This is a genomic window from Streptomyces sp. NPDC048278 (genome assembly GCF_040652195.1).
GTDB lineage: Bacteria > Actinomycetota > Actinomycetes > Streptomycetales > Streptomycetaceae > Streptomyces.
This window is the reverse complement of the sequence record NZ_JBEZLP010000050.1, coordinates 34771-50409: the sequence shown is the minus strand read 5'-3', so window position 1 is coordinate 50409 and position 15639 is coordinate 34771. Positions and strand designations below refer to the sequence as shown.

General features: G+C 69.5%; 15 protein-coding genes. 6 read left to right on the top strand and 9 right to left on the bottom strand.

Annotation, left to right across the window (positions count from 1 at the left end; all coding sequences use genetic code 11):
* Position 1: 1 nt before the first annotated feature.
* Positions 2-649, bottom strand: a complete 648-nt coding sequence (locus AB0D74_RS46170; RefSeq protein ID WP_362601129.1) for a hypothetical protein — start codon at positions 647-649, stop codon at positions 2-4.
* Positions 650-728: 79 nt separating this feature from the next.
* On the opposite strand from AB0D74_RS46170, the gene AB0D74_RS46165 reads away from it, so the two are divergent.
* Both AB0D74_RS46165 and AB0D74_RS46160 read left to right on the top strand, forming a co-directional pair.
* On the top strand, positions 729-1079 hold the full coding sequence (locus AB0D74_RS46165; RefSeq protein WP_362601076.1) for a hypothetical protein: 351 nt from the start codon (positions 729-731) through the stop codon (positions 1077-1079).
* Positions 1080-1108: 29 nt separating this feature from the next.
* Positions 1109-1297, top strand: a complete 189-nt coding sequence (locus tag AB0D74_RS46160; RefSeq protein WP_362601073.1) for a hypothetical protein — start codon at positions 1109-1111, stop codon at positions 1295-1297.
* On the opposite strand, the gene AB0D74_RS46155 is transcribed toward AB0D74_RS46160, so the two are convergent.
* The 3 genes from AB0D74_RS46155 to AB0D74_RS46145 all read right to left on the bottom strand — a co-directional run bounded on the left by AB0D74_RS46155 (position 1283) and on the right by AB0D74_RS46145 (position 3521).
* On the bottom strand, positions 1283-1831 hold the full coding sequence (locus AB0D74_RS46155) for a hypothetical protein (protein ID WP_362601127.1): 549 nt from the start codon (positions 1829-1831) through the stop codon (positions 1283-1285). The genes AB0D74_RS46160 and AB0D74_RS46155 overlap by 15 nt on opposite strands.
* 590 nt (positions 1832-2421) lie before the next feature.
* On the bottom strand, positions 2422-2649 hold the full coding sequence (locus tag AB0D74_RS46150) for a DUF397 domain-containing protein (RefSeq protein WP_362601070.1): 228 nt from the start codon (positions 2647-2649) through the stop codon (positions 2422-2424).
* Positions 2646-3521: a helix-turn-helix transcriptional regulator gene (locus AB0D74_RS46145; RefSeq protein ID WP_362601067.1), complete on the bottom strand. Its 876-nt coding sequence runs from the start codon at positions 3519-3521 to the stop codon at positions 2646-2648. Before AB0D74_RS46145 ends, AB0D74_RS46150 begins: the two co-directional genes overlap by 4 nt.
* A gap of 148 nt (positions 3522-3669) precedes the next feature.
* On the opposite strand from AB0D74_RS46145, the gene AB0D74_RS46140 reads away from it, so the two are divergent.
* The 3 genes from AB0D74_RS46140 to AB0D74_RS46130 all read left to right on the top strand — a co-directional run bounded on the left by AB0D74_RS46140 (position 3670) and on the right by AB0D74_RS46130 (position 6736).
* Positions 3670-4113, top strand: a complete 444-nt coding sequence (locus AB0D74_RS46140; RefSeq protein ID WP_362601125.1) for an ATP-binding protein — start codon at positions 3670-3672, stop codon at positions 4111-4113.
* Positions 4114-4374: 261 nt separating this feature from the next.
* Positions 4375-5217, top strand: a complete 843-nt coding sequence (locus tag AB0D74_RS46135; RefSeq protein ID WP_362601063.1) for an FkbM family methyltransferase — start codon at positions 4375-4377, stop codon at positions 5215-5217.
* Positions 5218-5464: 247 nt separating this feature from the next.
* The gene (locus tag AB0D74_RS46130) at positions 5465-6736 is read left to right on the top strand and encodes a S41 family peptidase (protein ID WP_362601122.1); all 1272 of its coding nucleotides are present in this window, start codon (positions 5465-5467) and stop codon (positions 6734-6736) included.
* Positions 6737-6747: 11 nt separating this feature from the next.
* On the opposite strand, the gene AB0D74_RS46125 is transcribed toward AB0D74_RS46130, so the two are convergent.
* On the bottom strand, positions 6748-9738 hold the full coding sequence (locus AB0D74_RS46125; RefSeq protein ID WP_362601060.1) for a glycosyl hydrolase 115 family protein: 2991 nt from the start codon (positions 9736-9738) through the stop codon (positions 6748-6750).
* 132 nt (positions 9739-9870) lie between these two features.
* On the opposite strand from AB0D74_RS46125, the gene AB0D74_RS46120 reads away from it, so the two are divergent.
* Positions 9871-10908: a hypothetical protein gene (locus AB0D74_RS46120; RefSeq protein WP_362601057.1), complete on the top strand. Its 1038-nt coding sequence runs from the start codon at positions 9871-9873 to the stop codon at positions 10906-10908.
* An 87-nt stretch (positions 10909-10995) separates the two neighbouring features.
* Here the strand turns inward: AB0D74_RS46120 and tuf are convergent, their stop codons facing one another.
* From tuf to rpsL, 4 genes are all read right to left on the bottom strand, one after another.
* The gene (gene tuf, locus AB0D74_RS46115) at positions 10996-12189 is read right to left on the bottom strand and encodes an elongation factor Tu (protein ID WP_362601054.1); all 1194 of its coding nucleotides are present in this window, start codon (positions 12187-12189) and stop codon (positions 10996-10998) included.
* Between the two features lie 169 nt (positions 12190-12358).
* Positions 12359-14485, bottom strand: a complete 2127-nt coding sequence (fusA, locus tag AB0D74_RS46110) for an elongation factor G (protein ID WP_362601050.1) — start codon at positions 14483-14485, stop codon at positions 12359-12361.
* 39 nt (positions 14486-14524) lie between these two features.
* Positions 14525-14995, bottom strand: coding sequence for a 30S ribosomal protein S7 (gene rpsG, locus AB0D74_RS46105; protein WP_005481264.1), 471 nt, complete (start codon positions 14993-14995; stop codon positions 14525-14527).
* Positions 14996-14997: 2 nt separating this feature from the next.
* Positions 14998-15369 carry a 30S ribosomal protein S12 gene (rpsL, locus tag AB0D74_RS46100; protein WP_003948652.1) on the bottom strand — a complete coding sequence of 124 codons (372 nt, stop codon included), beginning with the start codon at positions 15367-15369 and terminating at the stop codon, positions 14998-15000.
* Positions 15370-15639: the final 270 nt, after the last annotated feature.

Below are 15639 nucleotides of genomic sequence, written 5' to 3'. Positions count from 1 at the left end.
CTCAGTCCGCGAACCGGAACGTCGACGTGATCGCGTCGAAGATGTCGAAGAAGGAGTCGGCGAGGTCGAGGACCTGGCTGCTGCCGGCGACCAGGGCGACCTTGCCCTCCTGGCCGGGGACCGGGATGAACGTCTGCATGAGGACCGCGCGGATCGTGCGGCCCAGGCTGTCCTCGGGGACCGGGATGTCCTCGATGCCGTGGGTGCGGGCGGCGGGGCCGACGCCGGGGATGTCGACGGTCGTCACCTTGCGCCAGGAGTCGCCCTCCCGGTGGGCCTCCTTGGGGGCGAGCTGGGCGGCGATGGCGGCGGGGTCGTTGGAGAGAGGGGCGCCGTCGCGCGTACGGCCGCCGACCAGCGACACCGTGACCGAGCCGGTGATCGGGGTGTCGCCCCCGAAGCTCTCCGCCATGCAGCCGCAGTACATCGCGCCCGACTTCCACGCGTCGGCCGCGGACTTGCGCAGAAAGCCGACGTACGTGTCCCGGTACTGCGCCAGCTCCGGGTGCTGGGCGATCCGCTCGTTCACCATCCGCCGGATCGAGTCGTCCCGCGACTCCGGCCGCACGTCGAACTCCCACCACGACTCCGGCACCTTGATCCGGAAACCGCCGCGTTCGATCGTGAGCGTCTCCATGTAGCGGGCCATGCTGTACGCCACCCCTCCCCCGATGATCTGATATACGGTGCGGCCCAGACTACGAGACGCGCGAACGGGGGACGGTCACGTGGGCAACGGCAAGAGCGATCTCGCCATACCGCTGAGCGAGCTTGAGGACTACGGCCGCAAGCTGCGCTCCATCAAGGAACGCCTCAACCACACCAAGAAGATGTTCGAGTCCTACAAGGACGACGTCGGCAGCGGCACGGTCTACGACGCCCTCGACGACTTCGAGTCCAACTGGCACGACGGCCGCGAGGACATCACCAAGCAGATCGATTCGCTCGCCGACATGTCCGACACCGTCGTCCGCGAGTTCAAGAAGCTGGACGACGACCTCGCGAAGAAGGCGAAGGACGCGGTCCGGCAGGAGGGCCCGCAGCAGCAACCGGGCGGCGGCGGGAACAAGGCGGAGTAGCCCGCCTTCTCCGGGGACAGCCTGACGGCATGCAGGACACCGCACTGCTCGTCATCGACATGCAGCGCGCCATGCTGAGGGACGCCCAAGACGGCGAGGCGTGCCTGGAGCAGGTCGCCCACCACAACGCGATCTTCTCGGTCATCCGGTACGCGGGGCGGTCGGTCACCGTGGCTCCGGCGGCGGAGGTCCGCTTCGACGCCTCACCGGCCGTCTGAACGGCCGGCGTCGGCCATGTTCCACGCCCGCGGCAGTTCACCGCCGCAGAAGACGCAGACGAAGTCGGCCTCCCGGACGATGTTGTGCTCCGCGCAGGCCGGGCAGCGGCGGAACACCACCTCGTGGGTGAAGGCGCCGGGGCCGCGGAGCGGGATGCCGTCGAGTGCGCGGGCCACGGCGGTCCACGACGTGACGTCGGGGCAGTAGCCCGTCGACTGGTTGCTGACCTCGCCGACCGCCCACTCCCCCGCCTCGCGTACGAAGGTGATCTCCCCGGCGCCGAGCACGGCCGCGCCGCCCGCGCAGGCCACGTGCTCGCTCCGGCGAGGGGCCAGTCGCAGCAGCCCGTCGAGACCGACGACGTACGTGAACGGCTCTGCCAGCTCCGCCGGTGCCTGCCGTCCGGCCCACGCCTCGAAGTCGGCCACGGAGGCGATCCGGGTGCCGGGGCCCGTGGATCGCCGTGCCGTGACGGCGAGTTCGGCCGGGCCGACATAGCGGTAGCCGCGCTCCGGCGGGCCGCCGCCGAGCAGCTCCTCCAGCGTCCGGTCGTACGACCGGAGCCCCGCCTTGACCTGGTCCTCAGTGGACGAGTCCGAGCGGAGCACCGAAGGCAGCCGGGCGACTCGCCACATGCGGTGGACGTGGTGCGGGGTGACCTTTCCGGCCGGGTCCGCCAGGTCGCAGGCGGCGGTGAGGATCTCGATGACCTGGGGTGCGCCGGTAGCAGCGTCCGTACCCGCGTCGAGGGCTACCCCCGCCAACATGTCCAGGAACTCGGTCAGTTGGAGGTCGGCCGCCATGCGGCACATGCGGCGTACGACCGACGGGGACGGGTCGTACAGGCTCTCGGTCCCCGTCACTCCGGCGGACCAGAGGACGAGGAGCGGCGCGGACAGGTCGTAGTCGCGGAAGTAGGCCATCTCGTCGGCGATCGCCGTCGCCTCGTCGCGGTCGAAGGCGCAGAGCGCGCAGACCGCGGCGAAGAGCCGGTCCCACTGCCGCCGCCTGCCCGCCAGGAACGCGCCGACCGAGACGTCGGCGAACGACCAGGTGCCGGTGGCGTTCAGCGCACCCACGGCCACGACCGCTCCGAGGGGTGCGAACAGCTCGCGGGCGTACCTCACTCGCCGGCGGCGGCTGCGTGGGAGAGGAAGGCCGCCCAGGTGGCGGGCGGGAAGGCGAGGTGGGGGCCGCGGGAGGGGGCCGCGGTGTTCTTGGAGTCGCGGACGTGGACGGTGGCGGGGCCGAGGGCGACTTCGACGCAGGAGTCGCCCTCGCTGCTGCTGCTGTAGCTGCTCTTGAACCACGTCAGACCGGAGGCGTCCTCGGCCGTGGTCTTGCGGATCATGTCTCCCCCAGCAGTTGTTCGATGAAGGCCGTCGACTCACGCGGCGTGAGCGCCTGCGCCCGGATGATGCCATACCGCAGTTCAAGGATACGGAGCTGCTTCGGATCGGACACCGGTCGGCCGTTGGCCACTGCCGGCGAACGCCCCACCGCCGAGCCGTCCTCGGACTTCAGCACCTCGATTCCGCCGGCCAGCCCCGCGTGCTCCTCACGGTCCATGGGCATCACCTGAAGCTCGACGTTCCGCAATTGCGCCGCCTCCAACAGGTGTTCCAGTTGCTGCCGGAGCACCGCGCGCCCGCCGAGCGGTCGCCGAAGCGTCCATTCCTCCAGGACGAAGCTGAGTTCGGGCGCCGGGTCCCGCTCGAAGACGGTCTTACGGGCCACGCGCGCGGCGATGAACCGCTCCACCTCGTCCCCGGTGTACGCCGGGCGACGCATCAGCAGCAGCCCGCGGGCGTATTCGGGGGTCTGCAACAACCCGTGGATGTTGAGCGGGTCGTAGAGCTGGAGCTCCACCGCCCTCGCCTCCAGCTGCGCCAGGTCACGCACCTTCTTGGGGTACCGGACCCGCCGTACGTCCTCCTTCATCGCCGAGAGCAGCCCGCCCGCCCCCAGCACCTCGTCCGCCCTGTCCAGGTACTCCGGCCGGGGAATCCGCTTCCCACCTTCGATTTTGTAGACCATGTCCTCCCCGTACCCGACCTCCACCCCGAACTCGGCGGCCCGCATCCCCACCGCCTCCCGCCGCAGCTTCAGCTGGCGCCCGACGGTCGCGATGACCGCGACGCCCCACTCGTCATCGGGATCCACCTCCCAACCCGGCTCGTCCGCCTCGCTCCTGAGCCGCCCCACCGCGCCGTCCACGCTCATCCCGCCACCCCTCCGTCGTACGACCGTGCCTCGACGACGCCCTACCCGTACGACCGCGTCCGACAGCCCGGACAACGCCGGACAAGCAGCGGACAGTGACCGTACGCAACGACTCCGTCACTGTTCACGGTAGGCGCAGGCGGCCACGCTGAGTGACGTGAACCAGGAAATCTCCACCCCCCTCGACTGCCCGATCCGCAACTTCAGCGTGCTGCTGTCACCCACACGCAGAGGAGCCCGGCTGGCACGGCTGCTGGCGACCGAGCAACTGCGGTCGTGGGGACTGCCGTCGGAGGATGCGGCGCACGTCGTCGCGGAACTCGCGGCCAACGCGGCGACGCACGGGCGGACGGCGGGCCGTGGTTTCCGGCTGTTGATGTACGTCGTCGGGAACACTCTCCGCATCGAGGTGACGGACACCTGCGAGGAGCGCCGCCCCTGCCTGCAACTCCCCTCCGGGGAGAACGAGAACGGTCGCGGACTGGTGATCGTCGAGGCCCTCGCCGACCGCTGGGGCGTCTCCCTCGGACCGCGCCCCCGCAAGACCGTCTGGGCCGAACTGACTGTCACGCGGTCCGCCGCGAGGCGGTGACGCCCGCCGCCAAGCAGCCGCGTCCGCTCCCCTTCCAGGACTGCGACGACCACGACACCCTCACCACCTGGCCGACCCGCGCCGCCACGGCCACCACCACGGCCGACCTCTTCGATCAGCCCAAGCAAAAGGACGGGTTAATTCCAGGTTTTTCGAGATGAACAATCTCCGGAAATGCGGTGAGCAGAAACCTGTGAATTTCCCTCGCTGATCATTTTCAAACCCTGTGACATTTCCAAACCCCGGCTTTACCATCGCCCAATGCGTATTTCCGAGGTCGAAGCCGCCAACGCCCGGATGCTGGCCCACGCGCCGTCGGTCAGGCCGGTTGCCACCGGGGACATCATCCGCGTGCACCGCAAGAAGTTCCCGTACCGGGGGTACGTGGAGATCGAGTCGCCGTACTGTCCGCCGTTTGTGATGTTCTGCGTGAACGACGATGCGGTGGCCATGGACACCCTGTGGAACGGCACGTTCGGCTACGAGCCCGGCACGCTCGCCGCCTGGTCGCGGCTGGCCGCGCAGAGCTCGACCATCGCGGACGTCGGCGCCCACGTCGGCTACTTCTCGATGATCGCCGCGCATGCCAACCCGAAGGCGAAGGTGCACTCCTTCGAGCCGGTCGACCAGATCCACGCCCGGCTCTCGGTGAACGTCCGCTCCAACGGCGTCCAGAACATCAAGCTCCACCAGGCCGGCGTCTCCAGCGAACCCGGGTGGGCCGACATCAGCGTCCGTTTCTCCGGGAACCTGCTCTCCACCGGCTCCACCCTGGAGCGCGGCGCCCCCGACGCCGAGCACAAGCGCATCCGGCTGCTCACCCTCGACGAGGTGTTCGCGGAGACCAAGCTGGACCTCGTCAAGATCGACGTGGAGGGGCACGAGATGTCGGTGCTGCACGGGGCCCGGCAGGTGCTGAAGCGGGACCGGCCGACCCTGGTGATGGAGGCCCTGGCCGACGCCTCCCTCGACGACCTCATCGCCGAGTTCGAGCCCCTCGGCTACGACGTCCACTGGATCGCCGAGCACGACGGTGCCCTGGTGCCCTGGAACGAACCCCGGCCGCGGCACACCCGCAACCTGCTCTTCGCGCCGCGGGACTGAGCCTCGCCGCACTGAGGCTGTCCCCACCCCCGGCCCACCCGTCTGCCGGATGGTCGGGGCCGGTCGGCGTCCGGCACCGTGAAGGACGGAAACGTCACTCGCGTGCAGGGGGAAGGACGCCATCGTGCGCAACACCGTCGGGACCACAGCAGCTCTCCTCGCCCTGGCCCTGGCCGCACCGGCCGCGGCGGCGGCACCGGCCACCCCGGCCGCCACGGCCACCGCGACCGCCAACGGGCTGTGGCGCATGGACGGGTACGGGACCGTGCTCGCCATCGACGGGCGGGGGGCGCAGGAGTACCAGACGACCGCCGTCAGCTGCCTGAAGGGGTACTTCGCCACGGCGGCCCGGACACCGGGGACGTACGACGTCGAAGGTGCCGTGCTCACCGTGCGGCCCGCCCCGGACGGGGCACACGCCCGCTTCGGGGCCGACGTCGCCGTGGGACACCGGCAGCTGCGCCGGATCGGCTCCCTGCCCGCCGCCTGCACCCGCCCGCCCGCGGCCGACGACCCTCGCGCCGCCTTCGACGTCTTCTGGCAGTCGTTCGAGGAGAACTACCCCTTCTTCGCCGCCAAGGGGATCGACTGGCACGCCGTACGCGACCGCTACCGGCCCCTGGTCCACCAGGACACCACCCGGGCCCGGCTCTTCGACATCTTCAGCCGCATGATCACCCCGCTGCACGACGCGCACGTCCTCGTCCTGGACGGCGACCGCCACTACGGCGTGCCCAGGCCCGGCACCGTCGTCCCCACCGAGGAACTCAACGACAAGGTCAAGAAGTTCGTCGTCGCACGCGACCTCGCCCAGGCCGTCCACCGGCAGGACTTCGCCGGCGGCCTCATCACGTACGCCGACCTGAAGCAGCGGGGGCTCGGCTACCTCCGGATCGCGAGCTTCGACGGGTACGACCGCGACGACCCCTCGTACACCGCCCAGCTCGCCGAACTCGACCGGGCGCTCGACACCGTCCTCACCCCCGCCCGCACCCGCGCCCTCCGCGGCCTGGTCATCGACCTCCGCCTCAACGGCGGCGGCTCCGACGCCCTCGGCATCCGCATCGCCGAACGCCTCACGGACACGCCGTACGTCGCCTACGCCAAGCGCGCCCGCAACGACCCGGGGGACGCGACCGCGCACACCCGCCCCGAGCCGATCCCGGTCACGCCGTACCACGGCCCCCGCTACACCGGCCCGGTCGCCCTCCTCACCGGCGGCTCCACCGTCAGCGCCGGCGAGACCTTCACCCAGGCCCTGATCGACCGGCCGGGGCGTACGGTCCGGATCGGGCAGGCGACCCAGGGCGTCTTCTCGGACGTCATGACCCGCGCCCTCCCCAACGGCATGGCGGTCTGGCTCCCGAACGAGGAGTACCTGACCCGGACCGGCACGACCTTCGACGGGACCGGGATCCCGCCGCAGATCACCGAACCGGTCTTCACGGACGAGGAGTTCACGAAGGGACGGGACTCGGCGTTCGACCGGGCCGTGGAGCTGCTGCGGTCCGCCCGCTGATCAGCTCGCGGCTACAGCCGCCGGCTCTCCGGCGGCCCCAGATACGTCGGCGTCAGCCCGCCCGTGTCGAGGACCAGCCGCTGGACCACCACCGTGGGGTCCACCGACCAGAACGTCAGGCGGTGGACCCCGGAGGACGCCAGGGTGTGGCGGGTCGCCGTCCGGTTGACGTGGTCGGAGGTGTTGCGGGCCCACACCGAATTGAGCAGGCCGTCGTCCGCGCCGGCGGTGATGTCGACCCGCTGGGGTTCGCCGTCGTCGAAGGACAGGGCGTAGTGGAGGCCCGCGCCCGTCGGCAGCGCCGGGTTGCGCGGGGACAGGTACGCCCACACCGTCACCTCGCCGGCCGACAGCAGGCTGACCTCGTACTCGAGGCGGGGCCAGGAGTCCGGGGAGTCGCCCCAGCCGCCCGTCACCGGCCACGCGGTCATCCCGGCGCCGGTGCGGCCGATCCCGTCCAGCCGGCGCCACTCCCCCACCGACCGGTCGTAGTGCTCCGCGTCGATCGCCAGATAGCCACCCGCGTCGACGAAGCCCCGCAGGCCACGGGCCGACGGCCGTTCGGCGACGCACCCCACCGTCACCGACTCCCCCGCCCCGCCGACCGTCAGCACCCCGGTGGACCGGCCCGCCGGAGCCCGCGACCAGTCCACCCGCACCTCGACCCTGACCTGCTCCGTCACCCGCCCCCGCGGGCGGTCCACCGTCAGCCACGGCACCGACGCCGTCACCCGGTAGTCGAAGGGCGTACGGCCCCGGTTGAAGATCTCGACGTACTGCTGCGGGCGGGTCCGGTACGGGCTGAACGGGGGCAGGGTCATGGATCCCCCGTCGGGGTCCACCGACACCCCGAGGCCCGCCGCCTCCGGCACCTCGATCCGTCGTACGGCCGGGAACAGGACGTCCGGGAGGGCCACGTTGTCCTTCTCGGGCTGCTGCCACGGCGCATTGGGGCCGTACCGGTCCACGTCCCCGTAGTCGATGTGCGGCTGGATCTGGAAGCCCCGCCATTTGCCGCCCGCCACCTGCGAGTCGAAGCGGTCGGCGAGGGCGAGGTCCCGGTCCAGGGCCTGTTCGGCCTGTGCGGCGAGGGCGTTCGTCGCGGCTCTGCCCTGCCGTGCGTAGAGCAGGTTCGTGAACTCGGCCGCCCGCAGCGCGTACAGGTTCGCGGTCGCCGTGACCTCGTACCCGACCAGTTCGAACCACGCGTCCTGGGCGGCCGGCGGGAGCCGCCGGGCGATCCGCGTCGCCCGGCGGCCCAGCTCCTGCCACTCCCGCGTCACCCGTTCCAGTTCGTCGTGGCCGAAGAAGAAGGGTGTCTGCCGGTCGTCGTAGACGACCTGGCCGTCGTCCGCGAGCGTGATCCGGCGGTTCAGCAGTTCCGGCTTGCGGCGTGCCTGCAACCGGCCGTAGCGGGCGAGGAGTTCGGCGATCTCCGGTGCCGCCGCCGCGCCGAAGTTCTGGCAGGCGTAGCGGCGTTCCCACTCGGCCAGCCGCTCGAAGGGCCAGCGGTCCGGATTCCAGGCGTAGCCGAGGAAGAACTCCGTCGGGAGTTCGTTCCCCTTGAGATCGCCGACGTTGGCCACCCACAGGCCGTGGTTGCCGTAGGCGTGCGCCTGGTGGAGCTGGTCCCAGACGTTGCGGAGGTTGGCGGTGTCGACCCACTTGTAGTTGCGGCCGGCTCCGACGTAGTCGAAGTGGTAGTACAGGCCGTATCCGCCGTCGCGCGGCTCCTGCGGGGAGGGGTGCTTGCGGATGTTGCCCCAGTTGTCGTCCGTCAGGACGACGGTGACGTCGTCGGGCGCGCGCAGCCCCCGGTCCCAGTAGCGCTGGACCTCCTTGTAGAGGGTCCACACCTGCGGGGTCTCGGCGGCCGGCCTCCCGGTCACCTCCTCGATGATCCGCCGCTGGTCCGCGATGATCTCCTGCATCAGCTCGATGCCGTCGCCGTCGGGGAGGCCGGTGTCGCCGTTGCCGCGCATGCCGAGGGTGACCACGCCCTCGAAGCCCTGATCGGCCATGCGCTGGATGCCGGCCCGCCAGTAGGCGCGGATCGCCTCGGCGTTGCGGAGGTAGGACCATTCGCCGGTGCCGCCGTAGGGGTCGGTGCCGGCCGTCGCGTGGCGGTTCCACTCCTCGATCCCCCGCATCATGGGCGCCTCGTGAGACGTGCCCATGACAACGCCGTAGGAGGAGGCCGTGCGGTGGTTCTCCGGGTCGTCCTCCGCGAACGCCCGCCCCCAGACGGCCGGCCAGAGGTAGTTGCCCTTCAGGCGGAGCAGCACCTCGAAGACCTTCGCGTAGAAGTCCGCGGTGAAGCCGCCGGGGTAGCCGGGAGCCTTGCCCGGGCCGAAGTACGCCGGGGCCCAGGTGCCGAGCGCCGGGTTCTCGTCGTTGACGAAGAAGCCGCGGTACTTCACGGCCGGGGTGCCCTGGGTGTGGCGGCCGGGCCGCACCCACACCTCGTCGCGGTGGACCGGGGGCACGTCGTCCCACCAGTGCCAGGGCGAGACGCCGATGCCGTACGAGACGTCGTACGCCCCGAAGATCGTGCCGCGCGGGTCGCTGCCCGCGATGACGAACGCCTGGTCGACGCCGGGCAGCGGATGGTCGACCACCGTCTGGAGCGAGGTCTCCCAGCGGCCCCGGATCCCCGTCACGTCCAGCCTGCCGGAGGCCACCAGGCCGTCGATCAGCGGGCTGCGGCCGATCGTGCCGACGAGGACCGCGCGGCGGGCGATCGTCGCGGCCGGCCGCACCCCGGTCACCCGCTCGATGTCGTCACGGAGGTCACCGGCCACCCGTACGACTCCGGGGTGGTCGTCGGCGCTCACCACGACCGGGGCACCGACCAGCGGGAACGCCCCGCCGGTGAAGGAGATGTACGCGCCGGGGTCGGTCGCCCGCGGTGCGCCGTCGCCCCCGGCCCACGCGACGCCCGACGACAGCACGGGCACGGCGGCCAGCCCCGCACCCAGGACGGTCCTACGACGCACGGACATGCCTCAGCCCTCCACCCGAATTTGGTCAGCGGCATGACAAATAGTGGGGCGAGGGGTCCCCGGTGGGAACGGGTCGTACGCGACGAATACTTTCGAGGCGGTGGTGTCGGACCGGGCCGGTAGCCTCCGGCCATGACGACCCGTACGACGCCGCCTCGCCCCCTGGACATCACCGCGGTCTTCCCCGAACTGGCCCCGCTCGCCCGCACCGCGGTACGCCTGCATCCCCGCGCCGGTGCACCCACCGCGGCCGGCAGTTCCGTCGGCGGACCCCTGCTGTGGCCGGCCGAGGAGCCGTGGCCGACCTGTCCGGAGCACGCGGGTCCCTGGCAGCACGGTGTGGCGCCGGACGATGTGCACGTCGGCCGGCGGGTCCTGCGCGAGGCCTGGGCCCGGCCGCGCGCCGAGGGCGCCGACCTGCTGACCGAGGAGGAGCGCGCGCTGGTCGACCGGGGAACCGAGCCGTACCGGACCGCCCTGGACGGGCCGGTGCCGCTGGTGCCGGTCGCGCAGATACGTGCCGCCGACGTGCCGGGGCTGCCCCGGCCCGAGGGCACCGATCTGCTCCAGGTGCTGTGGTGTGCCTTCGACCATCCCGAGGACGACTACTCGCCGAGGGTCGAGCTGCGCTGGCGCAGGGCCGCCGATGTCGTGACCCCGCTCGCCGCTCCCCCGCGGCCCGCCGTCATCGGCAACGACGACTACCTGCCCGAGCCGTGTGTGCTGCACCCCGAGACCGTCACCGAGTACCCGGCCCCGCACGAGCTGCCCGAGGAACTGGCGGACCGGATCCACGCGTGGGAGGCGGGCATCGAGGGGGACGAGGGCATCGAGGGCGAGGATGAGGAGCCGGAGGTGTGCTACCAGTACGACCTGGCCGTCGCCCCGGGATGGAAGCTCGGCGGACACGCGCCCTGGAGTTTCTCCGACCCGTTCCCCATGGCCTGCGCCGAGTGCGGCGCCGGGGTGCGGCCCCTGCTCACCGTCGACGGCACCGAGTGGGACGGCGGCAGCGGCAGCTGGGCACCGGTCGAGGACGCGGGGTACACCGGCTACCACTTCCTCGGACCGGCGCTGGAAACGCAGATCACCATCGGGCGCAGCTACCGCCTCCAGGTGTACGTGTGCGAGGCGTCGTACGACCATCCCCCCGTGCAGAACATGCAGTGAGTTCCTGCCGGAGCAGCGAAAAGGCCCGTACGACCGGAGTCGTACGGGCCCCTTCGGACCTGCCTGGTCAGCCCTTGCGGGCCGAGATCACTTGTTGATCTTGGTGACCTGGCCGGCGCCGACCGTGCGGCCACCCTCACGGATGGCGAACTTCAGGCCCTCTTCCATGGCGATGGGCTGGATGAGCTCGACCTTCATCTCAGTGTTGTCGCCCGGCATGACCATCTCGGTGCCCTCGGGGAGGGTCACGACGCCGGTCACGTCCGTGGTACGGAAGTAGAACTGCGGACGGTAGTTGTTGAAGAACGGCGTGTGGCGGCCACCCTCGTCCTTGGACAGGATGTAGGCCTGCGCCTCGAACTCGGTGTGCGGGGTGACCGAGCCCGGCTTGATGATGACCTGGCCGCGCTCGACGTCCTCGCGCTTGATGCCACGGAGGAGCAGACCGACGTTCTCACCGGCCTGGCCCTCGTCGAGCAGCTTGCGGAACATCTCGATGCCGGTGACCGTGGTGGTGGTCTTCTCGGTCTTGATGCCGATGATGTCGACGGTCTCGTTGACCTTGAGGACACCACGCTCGATACGACCGGTGACGACGGTGCCACGACCGGTGATCGTGAAGACGTCCTCGATCGGCATCAGGAACGGCTTGTCGACGTCACGCTCGGGCTGCGGGATGGCCTCGTCGACAGCGGTCATGAGGTCCAGGACCGACTGGGTCCACTCGGGGTCACCCTCGAGCGCCTTCAGCGCGGAGACCTTGACGACCGGCAGGTCGTCGCCCGGGAACTCGTACTCGGAGAGGAGCTCACGGACCTCGAGCTCGACGAGCTCCATGATCTCCTCGTCGTCCACCATGTCGGCCTTGTTCAGGGCGACGACGATGTACGGAACGCCGACCTGGCGGGCCAGGAGGACGTGCTCCTTGGTCTGCGGCATCGGGCCGTCGGTGGCGGCCACGACCAGGATCGCGCCGTCCATCTGCGCGGCACCCGTGATCATGTTCTTGATGTAGTCCGCGTGACCGGGGCAGTCGACGTGCGCGTAGTGACGGGTCTCCGTCTGGTACTCGACGTGCGCGATGGAGATCGTGATACCGCGCTGACGCTCCTCGGGCGCCTTGTCGATGTTGTCGAACGCGGTCGCCTCGTTCAGGTCCGGGTACGCGTCGTGCAGCACCTTGGTAATGGCGGCCGTGAGGGTCGTCTTACCGTGGTCGATGTGACCGATGGTGCCGATGTTGACGTGCGGCTTAGTCCGCTCGAACTTCGCCTTCGCCACTGGGGTCCTCCTGGGAGTGGTTCTGTACGCCTGGGTTCAGTCGGCGCCAGGTGATCTTTGCTGTTGGGTCCCGGGCCCCGGGTCGTTCCGCCACGAATGCGGAGGAACGACCCGTGAGGCTCCGGGGTCAAGCCTAAGGCGTGAGTGCACGCCGCGTTGAACGCGGTACTTACTCGCCCTTGGCCTTCGCGATGATCTCCTCGGCGACGTTCCGCGGAACCTCGGCGTAGGAGTCGAACTGCATGGAGTAGCTGGCCCGGCCGGACGTCTTGCTGCGCAGGTCGCCGACGTAACCGAACATCTCCGAGAGGGGCACGAGGCCCTTCACGACGCGGGCACCGGCCCGCTCCTCCATGGCCTGGATCTGACCACGGCGGGAGTTGATGTCGCCGATGACCTCACCCATGTAGTCCTCGGGCGTGGTGACCTCGACGGCCATCATCGGCTCCAGGAGCACGGGGGACGCCTTGCGCGCGGCCTCCTTGAAGGCCTGCGAACCAGCGATCTTGAAGGCGAGCTCGGAGGAGTCGACCTCGTGGTAGCCACCGTCGATGAGCGTGACGCGGACGCCCGTCATCTCGTAGCCGGCCAGGATGCCGAACTGCATGGCCTCCTGCGCACCGGCGTCGACCGAAGGGATGTACTCCTTCGGGATACGGCCACCGGTCACCTTGTTCACGAACTCGTACGACGCGTCGCCGCCCTCGATGGGCTCGATCGCGATCTGCACCTTGGCGAACTGACCGGTACCACCGGTCTGCTTCTTGTGGGTGTAGTCGACGCGCTCGACGGCCTTGCGGATCGTCTCGCGGTACGCGACCTGCGGCTTGCCGACGTTGGCCTCGACCTTGAACTCACGGCGCATGCGGTCGACCAGCACCTCGAGGTGCAGTTCGCCCATACCACCGATGATGGTCTGGCCGGTCTCCTCGTCCGAGTGGACCTGGAAGGAGGGGTCCTCCTCCGCGAGACGCTGGATGGCGACACCCAGCTTCTCCTGGTCACCCTTGGACTTGGGCTCGATGGCGACCTGGATGACCGGCGCCGGGAAGTCCATGGACTCCAGGATCACCGGCTGCTTGTCGTCGCACAGCGTCTCACCGGTCGTGGTCTGCTTCAGACCCATGACGGCGATGATGTCGCCGGCGCCCACCGACTCGATCTCCTCACGCTTGTTCGCGTGCATGCGGTAGATCTTGCCGATGCGCTCCTTCTTGCCCTTGACGGAGTTCAGCACGGCGCTGCCGGACTCCAGGCGGCCCGAGTAGACCCGGACGAAGGTGAGCTTGCCGAGGTGCGGGTCGCTCATGATCTTGAACGCCAGCGCGGACAGCGGCTCCTCGTCGGACGGCTTGCGCTTGACCACGACCTCCGGGTCCTTCACGTCGTGGCCTTCGATGGCCTCGACGTCCAGGGGGGAGGGCAGGTAGCGCACGACCGCGTCGAGCAGGGGCTGAACGCCCTTGTTCTTGAACGCGGTACCGCAGAACACCGGGGTGACGGTGACGCCGTCGGACTTGCCGGACGCGATGGTGATACGACGGATCGCGGCGTACAGCTGCTCCACGGAAGGCTCCTGGCCCTCCAGGAACAGCTCCATGATCTCGTCGTCGTTCTCGGCGACGGTCTCGACGAGCTTGCCGCGGTACTCCTCGGCAGCCTCGGTGTGGGTGGCCGGGATGTCGACGACGTCGTACATCTCGCCCTTCTCCGCCTCGGCGGACCACACGAGCGCCTTCATCGTGACCAGGTCGACGACGCCCTTGAAGTCGGCCTCGGCACCGATCGGGAGCTGCATGACGATCGGCTGAGCGCCCAGGCGGTCAGAGATCATGTCGACGCAGCGGTGGAACTCGGCACCGGTCCGGTCGAGCTTGTTGACGAAGCAGATACGCGGAACGCCGTAGCGGTCCGCCTGACGCCACACCGTCTCGGACTGCGGCTCGACACCGGCGACGCCGTCGAACACCGTCACGGCACCGTCGAGCACGCGCAGCGAACGCTCCACCTCGACGGTGAAGTCGACGTGGCCCGGGGTGTCGATGATGTTGATGGTGTGGTCGACGTCTTCGAGCGGCCAGTGACAGGTGGTGGCAGCAGAGGTGATCGTGATGCCACGCTCCTGCTCCTGCTCCATCCAGTCCATGGTGGCAGCGCCGTCGTGGACCTCACCGATCTTGTACGACACACCGGTGTAGAACAGGATCCGCTCGGTGGTGGTCGTCTTGCCCGCGTCGATGTGGGCCATGATCCCGATGTTGCGGACCTTGGCCAGGTCAAGTGAAGTGGTAGCCATAAGGCTTCGGTCTTCTCTCGGTCTCGATGGGGGGAGCGACTACCAGCGGTAGTGCGCGAAGGCCTTGTTGGACTCGGCCATCTTGTGCGTGTCCTCGCGCTTCTTGACGGCCGCACCGAGGCCGTTCGAAGCGTCGAGAAGCTCGTTGAGCAGACGCTCGGTCATGGTCTTCTCGCGACGGGCGCGGGAGTAGCCGACGAGCCAGCGCAGCGCGAGGGTGTTGGCGCGACCGGGCTTGACCTCGATCGGAACCTGGTACGTCGCACCACCGACACGGCGGGACTTGACCTCGAGGGTCGGCTTGATGTTCTCCAGCGCGCGCTTCAGCGTGATGACCGGGTCGTTGCTGGTCTTCTCGCGCAGGCCCTCCATGGCGCCGTACACGATGCGCTCGGCGGTGGAGCGCTTGCCGTTCAGCAGCACCTTGTTGATCAGGGAGGTGACAAGAGGAGAACCGTAGACCGGGTCGATGATGACCGGGCGCTTCGGGGCGGGGCCCTTACGAGGCATTCTTACTTCTCCTTCTTGGCGCCGTAGCGGCTGCGGGCCTGCTTGCGGTTCTTGACACCCTGGGTGTCAAGCGAGCCGCGGATGATCTTGTAGCGAACACCGGGCAGGTCCTTCACACGGCCGCCGCGCACGAGCACGATGGAGTGCTCCTGCAGGTTGTGTCCCTCACCCGGAATGTAAGCGGTGACCTCGATCCCGCTGGTCAGACGCACACGCGCGACCTTACGCAGGGCCGAGTTCGGCTTCTTCGGGGTGGTCGTGAACACACGCGTGCAGACGCCCCGGCGCTGAGGGGAGCCCTCGAGTGCGGGGGTCTTGTTCTTCTCGACCTTGTCCTGCCGGCCCTTGCGGACCAGCTGCTGGATCGTAGGCACTACTTCTCCGGTTTCTGTGTGCCGATGGTGAAGCTAACCTGGAACGTCGCCGACCCACGCGGTCGGGTGTGTCGGATTCCGCAGACCTTCTGCCGCAAGGCAGAAGGGGGCGCGGATCGCGGTGGCCGCTTCGTCACTCCGGTGCGGTTTGAAGGCACGCACGAGGGTCAGGGCACACCCCAGGCACAAGGTCTGAGCGTACCCAGCGCAATCACTCCGGTCAAAACAAAAGGACGGGGACCGGTTGCGGGGGGCGTGAGCTGGGGTTTT